Below are 6,000 nucleotides of genomic sequence, written 5' to 3' on the forward strand. Positions count from 1 at the left end.
TGCGGATCCGCAGCGGCGTTCCGCCTCGCGGGCTTGTCGACGCTTCGCCTCTCGGCTAGGAAAACCAAGCGCGATCCAAACTTCCATCCTGCGAGCAAGGTTGCCTTGAATCGAAAGTGGGGCCGCCCCACTGGCAGGCAGAGGCGGACTCGGCCGAGGCTTGGGGACCTCGACCGGCAGCGGGGACGCTGCCGCCGTTTCGAACCTGTTCCGACTATCAAGTTCCGCTAACGCACAAAAGAGCCCGTCACCTTCCGGCAGCGGGGGTGGAGAGCAGCCATGAGATAGTTGTGCGATCAATTTGCGGGGATATGGAGACTAAAGCGCGTTTGCTCCACATCGGAGACTACGTCCAAGCTTCCACCATGGGCGCGGGCAATTTCTGACGCGATGAAGAGCCCCAATCCCAGGCCCTGTTGGCGGCTCTTTGCCTCTCCTCGATAAAATGGCTGAAAGAGGCGTTGCAGCGCCGATTCCGGAATAGGCTTACCGCCGTTCGCAACCGACAGGCTAAAGAGGCCGTCCTGAACCTGCGCGGCTACCTTGATCGGAGTTTCAGGGTCGCCATGGGCGATGGCGTTTCCCATCAGGTTCGAGAAAAGCTGCGCGATCCTCGCATGATCAGCATCGATCATGCATCCGTCCAGATTGAACGACACCTCGATCTGACGCTCCGGGTAGCTTGATCTTATCTCGTCAAGCACCTGCTGCAATGCGGGCTGGATCGGGTTATCGCGGTCCCTCGATAGTCCGAGACCCCCTCCAAGTCGACCTCTCGCGAAATCCAAGACATTGTCGATCAAGCCGCTCATCCGGGAAACGCTCGCCAGCATGAGGCGCAGGACTTGGGAGGTTTTTTCGTCGCTGGTGTCAGAGCTTCGGGCCAGCATGTGGACGCCAGCAGAAATCGAAGCCAGGGGATTTCGTAGGTCGTGGCCAAGCACCGCTATGAACTGCTCGCGCAGTTCCGCAGTCTGTTGTGCGGAATTCAGGCCGATCTGCAGCTCGCGTCTGGCCTCACTCAGCTCTCGCTCGTAGCGTCGACGCTGCGTCGCGCGAAAGAGCGCCACGCGTGTCTCAATTAATTCTCCAGTGGGCGTCCGCTTTTCCCAGGCGTTGGCTAGGACTGACAGGCTCTCGCCATCCGACTTCATCACGTCCAACGCAACCTCATCAAAGGAGCCCTGCATCCTCAACAGGGGAGCGAAATGTGTCTCATAGAACATTCTTCCGGCGATATTGAGGATGTCACGGAAGCGTTTCCCGACAACTGCCTCCCTAGAAAACCCGGTCCATTTGTAGAAAGTAGTGTTTGCGTCGTCGATGCGCCCATCGGCAGCTACAACGAGGTAGCCACAAGGCGCGTTCTCAAAAAGGTCGAGGTATCTGTTACCAGCGTTCATTGTGTAGTCAGACGAACGACCGTATCGCCGCAACAACTTCCTGCGGCGAGCTGAGATTTGGGCAGTGGCCGACCGCGTCGAGGTGAACCAATTTACTGCCCGCGATGTGGTCGCGGACGTACTCACCGACTTGATCGCCGGCAATGATGTCGTCGGAACACTGCAGCACTAGCGTCCGCGCGGTGACTTTCGGCAGGTCGGCTCTGTTGTCGGATGTGAATGTGGCCCGCGCAAATTCACGAGCGATGTCGGGATCAGTTCGACAAAAGCTGTTGGTCAGCTCCTCAGCAAGTTCCGGCCGATCCGCGTTCCCCATAATTGCTGGCGCCATCGCGGCCGACCAGCCCATGTGGTTGTCGGCTAGAGATGAAAGCAGGCCCTCGACATCAGCCTCTGAAAAGCCGCCGACATAGCCGTCATCGTTTATATAGCGCGGAGACGGACCAACCAAAACAAGGGTCTCGAATATTTCCGGTGCCTTCAAGGATGCGAGCACCCCGATCATTGCGCTGACGGAATGCCCGACGAATACCGTTGTCCGCAATTCGAGAGCCCGACCGATTTCAATGAGGTCATCCGCGTAGCCGTCCAGCGAGGCGTATTTAGCGCTGTCGTACGCAGACAGGTCGGACTTCCCAGCCCCTACCTGGTCGAAAAGTACGGTGCGAAAATCGTGGCGGAATGCAGGCTCGACGAAACGCCACATGTTTTGATCACAGCCGAAGCCGTGGGCAAACACCATCGTTTTAGGTCCCGTGCCATGAGCCAGAACATTGTTGCGCTTCAGAACGTACATGTCTTCAGACCAGAGGAAATCGACACCTAAATAGCCCGTCTGAAAAAAACTTCAAATGGCAACGAAATGACGCCCGCACTCGGAGCGTATCTCTAGTCTGCACGTGGAGTTGGTGAAGTTGTTCGTATAACCATATGCGCAGCCCATTCCGGTGCTCGTTGTCGAGGACGACGAACTCATCCGGTCGATATCGTCGACTTCCTTGGGCATGAGGGGTTCGTCGATTACGAGGCAGCCGGTGCGGACGAGGATTCTGCTTCTGGAACAACATCCATCGGTTTGAATGCTGTCGGGAGACGATGCGAGGATACGGATAGCGGAAAATTCGCTCACGCGCATTGGTGTGGAGTTCGTCCATGGGGAAAATACCTTCTCCGCTTGAGGCACGCTTGGACATGAGGCGTGAAGCGCAAAAGAGCTGGGGATGCTATTGGTAGCGACGTCTGCCGGTAACATATCGCTCAACAATTACCCCGCCTGCTAGGCCGGGCACTGTCTCGGTTGAAGTTTATCCGCCCTATCTGTCGCACGACGGGCCGATCTCCTATATGCTTAGCGGAAAGCATGTGAGTGCCAATGCCCTTCACTGTCATCTGGTATGGAAGACGCGGCATCGTCGACAAAGTCTCCTTCGACGCGGAGAAGGCGGCAAAAGACCATGCCATCGCGATGTTCCCGACCCGTAAGGGTGACGATGGGATCGTTTCAGTTGAAGTTCGTAAAGACAACGGCGCCGTCGTCTTTAGTCACGCGGAGAACTGAGAGAGCGAGGCCAGCGCCACAGCCGCCATCGATCCGTTCGATCTGCCGGGGGCGCGGGTCGGCCGGCAATACCTCCTGCTGTGGCCTCGATCCGCGGCTGCGCCGAGAACGACTGGCCTGTCGCCGATGTCGTCGGACGGCTTGAATTGGGGCGCTGGGATCGAGCGGTCGATCGCCGAATAATCATTCGGCACTCGGGCGAAAATCGCCATTGCCGCCGCGCTGCTCGGCGCGCCATCGCTGCTCTAAACTAACGCTTACGTGCGCGTTTGACAGCAGCCTCTGCCACGGCCGGGGCCTCCTGAATGCTTCCACGACATAGATGCTGGTGCGAAAACGCGAGGCGTCTTGATGAATCGTTGTCCGGCATAGTCCGTTCTCCTGACTAATCCCGCAAACTTCTTGAGGATCGATCAGTTCCCGGCAATGGGATGCAAATCTTTTTGCCCGATCGAGAAACAGAAAGCGCTTTTGACATGTTGGCCAAAGGAACAGATTCTGCTCATCTTACCTGCCGCAAGGGGCGAGCCAAGCATGTTCCTAGGCATCGCCCGGCACCGCCGCGGCCAATTGGAGGCGAGCCCCGACCAGGGTGGCGTACACTGTGTAGAGATCCCAGCTGCCGAGTGCCGGGTGGGCTTGTGGCGACCGCCTTGAGCGCAGCATCGAGGCGTTTAAATTTTCAACGCCGGACGGCCACCGGGGGAACATTTCCAAATGCACTGTGTTTGGCGCCACCCTTGCACACCGGAACTAAGGCGATGCAGAGTCGGAAATTGGTGAAGGCCGCGCTGGTCAAAGAGATCGACGCCGTCCGCCTCAGCATCTCGCTCCTTGAAAAGGAGTTGTGGACAGCTGGCAGACCCAACAAGATCCGATGGCGTTCAGGATACGAGCTAACCGCCCAAAAAGCTCGCCTTGCCAAACTGGAGAACGTGCTTGCGCACTATCCATCCGTGACGCGAGCCCGAGCATTGGACAGCAACAGCTTGAGTTACGGGCAAAGGAACCAGGTGAGTTAGGGGAAGCAAGATGGCTGACAGACACTCGATCAGAACTCCGTTAGCTCGAGTGCGGGGCCTTGGGTCGGCGAAACACGGAACCGAAACGTTCATGCTGGAACGACTGACATCTGCTACACTTTTGATCCTCGTCATTTACATCGTCGCGGTCGTTATAAGGCTGATCGGAGAGCCTCGAGATGTCGTCATCCGCGTAGTCGGATCGATCTATGTCGCACCCGCCCTCATCGCCTTCATTCTGGTGAACTGCGTCCACATGCGGCTGGGCATGCAATCGATCATCGAAGACTACTGCCACGCCACCGTGCTGAAATCTGTCCTGCTGATCGCCAACTGGTTGTTTTGCTGGGCAGTAGCCCTCGCCAGCTTTTTCGCCGTGCTGGTGATCAGCTTCCGATAGGCGGCAGCGCGGCGCGGTTCCAACTCAGCGCCGATCCCGTTATCTGTCGCGCACGGCGAGCCGTCTTCATTCTATTTTCGGCAGCCTGTCCCATTGATGGAAAGGCGGCGGAGAGGTCAATTCCCATTCCAATGTGGTGGCTCCCGGCCCCCAAGGGTTCATGCCGGCGGCCCTTCGCCGGTGGAAAGCCTCCACGATGCCGGCAAGGAAAATCAGGACACTCGCGGCCGACAGATAAGATCCAAAGGAGGAGACCATGTTCCAACCGGCAAAAGCGTCGGGATAGTCGATATAGCGACGCGGCATGCCGGCCATCCCGAGAAAGTGATGGGGGAAGAAGACGAGGTTCACACCGACGAAGGTCGTCCAGAAATGGATTCCAGCCAAAAGCGGATTGTACAAATATCCTGTCATCTTCGGGAACCAGTAATACCAGCCCGCGAAGATGCCGAAGATGGCACCCAACGAGAGAATGTAGTGGAAGTGTGCGACGACATAGTAGGTGTCGTGCAATTGCCGGTCGAGGCTGGCATTTGCAAGCTGTACGCCGGTCACGCCTCCGACAGTGAACAGGAATATGAAGCCGAGCGCCCACAGCATCGGGGCGCGCAGGCTAAGGGAACCACCCCACATGGTCGCGATCCAGGAGAACACCTTGATCCCCGTCGGCACCGCGATCACCATGGTGGCGAAGGTGAAATAGCGCTGCGTGTCCAGCCCTATTCCGCTTGTGTACATATGGTGAGCCCAAACGACGAAACCGATCGCCCCGATCGCGACGATCGCATAGACCATCCCCAGATAGCCGAAGATCGGCTTTCGCGAAAATGTCGAGATCACCTGGCTCACGATGCCGAAGGCCGGCAAGATCATGATGTAGACTTCAGGATGGCCGAAAAACCAGAAGAGATGCTGGTACAGGATAGGATCGCCGCCGCCGTCCGGCGCGAAGAATGTGGTGCCAAAATTTCTATCGGTCAGGAGCATTGTAATGGCCCCTGCCAGGACAGGCAGGGCCAGCAGCAGCAGGAATCCGGTGATGAGGATCGACCACACGAACAGAGGCATTTTATGCAACGTCATCCCTGGCGCGCGCATATTGAAGATCGTGGTGATGAAATTGATGGCGCCGAGTATCGAAGAGGCTCCCGCGATGTGCAGAGAAAGAATGACCAGATCGACGGAAGGACCGGGATGGCCGGAGGTCGAAAGGGGCGGATAGAGGAACCAGCCGGTCCCGGGACCGTAGCCGCCGGGGACACTGGGCATGAAGATCGACAATAGAAGCAGCATCAATGCCGGCGGCAGCAGCCAGAACGAGATGTTGTTCATGCGTGGGAAGGCCATGTCCGGGGCGCCGATCATGATCGGAACCATCCAGTTGGCGAAACCACCGATCAGTGCGGGCATGACGGTGAAGAAGATCATGATCAGCGCGTGCGCCGTGGTGAACACGTTATAAAGTTGCTTGCCGGCATCTATGGCCGCGTCGCCTTGGTAGCCGTAGATCATCGATGCCAACCCAGGGAAAACCTGGATCCCGGGTTGCTGCAGTTCAATTCGCATGCCCACCGACAAGAGCATGCCGATGACCCCCGCGATGAAGGCGAAGATCAG

At 57.6% G+C, this 6,000-nt stretch carries 5 protein-coding genes; 2 read left to right on the forward strand and 3 right to left on the reverse strand.

All coding sequences use genetic code 11. From position 1 onward, the window contains the following. Positions 1 to 296 precede the first annotated feature (296 nt). Complete coding sequence (locus EOB80_RS32405) at positions 297 to 1,403, reverse strand: PAS domain-containing sensor histidine kinase (RefSeq protein WP_127332014.1); 1,107 nt, start codon at positions 1,401 to 1,403, stop codon at positions 297 to 299. Positions 1,404 to 1,410: 7 nt separating this feature from the next. Then, on the reverse strand, positions 1,411 to 2,199 hold the full coding sequence (locus tag EOB80_RS32410) for an alpha/beta hydrolase (protein ID WP_127332016.1): 789 nt from the start codon (positions 2,197 to 2,199) through the stop codon (positions 1,411 to 1,413). Between the two features lie 576 nt (positions 2,200 to 2,775). Between EOB80_RS32410 and EOB80_RS32415 the strand changes: the two genes are divergently transcribed. Continuing rightward, positions 2,776 to 2,961: a hypothetical protein gene (locus EOB80_RS32415; RefSeq protein WP_127332018.1), complete on the forward strand. Its 186-nt coding sequence runs from the start codon at positions 2,776 to 2,778 to the stop codon at positions 2,959 to 2,961. Positions 2,962 to 3,993: 1,032 nt separating this feature from the next. Beyond that, a complete protein-coding gene (sdhD, locus tag EOB80_RS32430; RefSeq protein WP_127332022.1) occupies positions 3,994 to 4,383 on the forward strand; it encodes a succinate dehydrogenase, hydrophobic membrane anchor protein in 390 nt (129 codons plus the stop codon). Between the two features lie 66 nt (positions 4,384 to 4,449). Here the strand turns inward: sdhD and ctaD are convergent. Beyond that, positions 4,450 to 6,000, reverse strand: a 1,551-nt coding sequence (ctaD, locus tag EOB80_RS32435) for a cytochrome c oxidase subunit I (protein WP_127332024.1), incomplete at its 5' end; no start/stop codon positions are given.

It is taken from the genome of Mesorhizobium sp. M7A.F.Ca.MR.245.00.0.0 (genome assembly GCF_003997415.1).
Taxonomy (GTDB): Bacteria; Pseudomonadota; Alphaproteobacteria; order Rhizobiales; family Rhizobiaceae; genus Mesorhizobium.